This is a genomic window from Romboutsia sp. (assembly GCF_035470145.1).
Classification (GTDB): Bacteria; Bacillota; Clostridia; order Peptostreptococcales; family Peptostreptococcaceae; genus Romboutsia_D.
In genome coordinates, this window is the sequence record NZ_DATIRC010000253.1 from 1 (window position 1) to 2533 (window position 2533).

3 protein-coding genes are annotated in these 2533 nt (G+C 32.8%); all 3 read left to right on the forward strand.

The annotated features are described in order from the left end of the window. The coding region (locus VLM92_RS10815; RefSeq protein WP_325276359.1) for a hypothetical protein at positions 1 to 786 on the forward strand (786 nt) is incomplete at its 5' end. A gap of 1 nt (position 787) precedes the next feature. Continuing rightward, the gene (locus VLM92_RS10820) at positions 788 to 2314 is read left to right on the forward strand and encodes a hypothetical protein (RefSeq protein ID WP_325276360.1); all 1527 of its coding nucleotides are present in this window, start codon (positions 788 to 790) and stop codon (positions 2312 to 2314) included. Between the two features lie 5 nt (positions 2315 to 2319). Then, positions 2320 to 2533: hypothetical protein (locus VLM92_RS10825; protein WP_325276361.1), on the forward strand; the 214-nt coding region annotated here is incomplete at its 3' end.

A 2533-nucleotide genomic window follows, 5' to 3' on the forward strand; every position in this document is an offset into this window, starting at 1 on the left:
ATAACAGTAGATTTAGCATTTGGTGGATTAGATAATTTAGTGATGATGCATTGGATAGGTTTTCATTGTGATGATATTTTTTATAGCGAAAAGAATACGTTTAGTGAGGCTGTATCAATGATTATGTCATTTATGAAAAAGCATAATTGTGATGAAAGCAATCTAATTGTAGACGTTCAAGGTGATGCAGCTATAACATCCGTATTTAATCTAAACAAGAAAGCGGGAAGTATAGGAACTGATACTAACTATGGAAGTGGGGGATATGCGTTTAGTGGTGCGGTAAGTACAACGGGAAAGAGCAAGATGTCATTCGATAGATTTAAAGATGAAGCAGCATATTTAGCCGTTGCAATGATGAAAAATGGTTTAGTAACATTTGCCCCACATTTAGCAAATAAAAGATACACACACCAAAGAAGAAAGAAAGAGGGTGCTACTACAATTAAAGACCACATGATATTTGAGAGTAGGGCATTTATATTTGATAAAACACCGAGTGGCAAGATAAGGTTTATGGGGAAAGAGAAACAACACTCCATATTAAAAGGGTTTTCACCCGATGTATTAGATAACGTTATAATGCGATGTGGTACTGCATATTCGGTATGTTATGAGGCAATTGCTAAAATAACGGGTAAATCAAATACCAAGCTATCTGCTAAAGATATGATAGGATATTTAAACTTAGATAACGAATATGATATGGAAGAGAATAATAATAAGAGAAATAAAAAAATAACAGCTAATTCAGAAAAAATATTAAATATATTAAGCTCAATTTAACATGATTGTAACAAAAGACATTAATTGGTATTTGGAAGAACCTTCAAGATTACTCCAAAAGAAACCTTTCACAAGAGGTGGAACGTATAAATCGGACTATAAAAAAGAGGTTAATATAGCATCTAAGGAAAGCGTTGACTTTGATAACTTAACCCTAAACTCTGTATCTCAAGATATATACCTACAAGAGTATGACCCTACATTACATAAGATAAGGTATAATATGTCTATACCTCATATCGCAGTTAAGGTTGGTGGTAATACTATTGATATAGATGACATGACTGTTACGGCTGCTTATCAAAAGAATATCCATGCTGCCCATGTTCTTCATCTCGCCAATAAACCTATGGAATTTACCCTATGTAATGTAGATGAGAAAGAGGATTACACTAAACTATTCCAAGAAATAAAGCAAGAATGGGAGTTTAGAAATATGGAGGGTGTAAAATATGATGTTATATCTAAGCAAAAGAAACTTGCAGATGCGGGATTACTATTTAGATATGATAAGAATAAAAATAAACTCCACACTAAGGTATATAGTTATGATGAGGGTTATATTGTAATACCTAATTATAATGAATATGGAGAACAAATTTCTTGCTCATTATATTATAAGACAGATGATAATTTAAAAGTTATAGACACTTATGATGATACTTATCATTATAGGTTATCGGAAACATTAGATGAAGAAAACGGGAATGGATGGGTAATTGAAAAGGAATTGCATGGTTTTTCTCGTTGTCCTTTGCTATATAAAAGAGGTAAGGTTGCGTGGGAATATGCTCAAAGTACAATTGAAATGTGGGAACTAATGGCAAATATTAATGCCGTTGCTCTAAAGAGATTTGGTACTTTCGGATTAATTCTTACGGGTGAGATGGATGAAACAAGTTTTAAACGTGATAGCTCAACATTAGTAATTAATCTTAGTGGTGATACAAAACAAGATGCTAAAGTTATAGAGTTCCCCGAACCTAAAAAGATGCTTGATTATCTTGATTTCTTAGAGAATAAAATATCTATATTTTCAAGTGTATCTTTCATAACACCTAAAGATATTTCATCTACGGGAAGTGGTGGCAATGGAATTTTCTTAGCAATGAAAAATGATTTGGCACTTGCTACACAAAGTATTGCAGATTGGAAAGACTTTACAAATGCTATGGTATATCTATTCCAAGAGGGATTATCATTGGAGAGTGAAAGCACGAATAAATATAACGGACTTAAAATTAGTGCATCATTAAAAGCATGGTCAATGGAAAGTGATACTACTAAGATTACTAATTTAGCAATGGAATCTAAATGGTTATCAAGAAAGAGTATTATAGAGAAATCTCCCGATGCTGCTCCCGATGAATGGGCAAGAATAACTAAAGAAAATGAAGAGAATCAACTACAACAAGCTACGCAACAAGACATAAATGACACCGCTGCAAAAGCCGAGAATATTGCTAAAAACAATAGTAGTGAAATTCAATCAGCGATAAATAAACAAGCAACAAGTAGTAATATGTAACATTTATGGATTGGACACAGATTATTGTAGCAGCACTAAGTGGTGGTGTTATAAGTGGTGGTATTTTAAGATTTTTAACTATTAAACCCCTTAGATTAAAAGCTATGGCAGAAGCAAAATCAATTGAGATTCAGAATTTAGAGGATGTTATTAAGGTAATTAGCGAGCAATCGAAAGAAACAATCACGCAGTTGGATAAAAGGATTGACAAGATTCAAC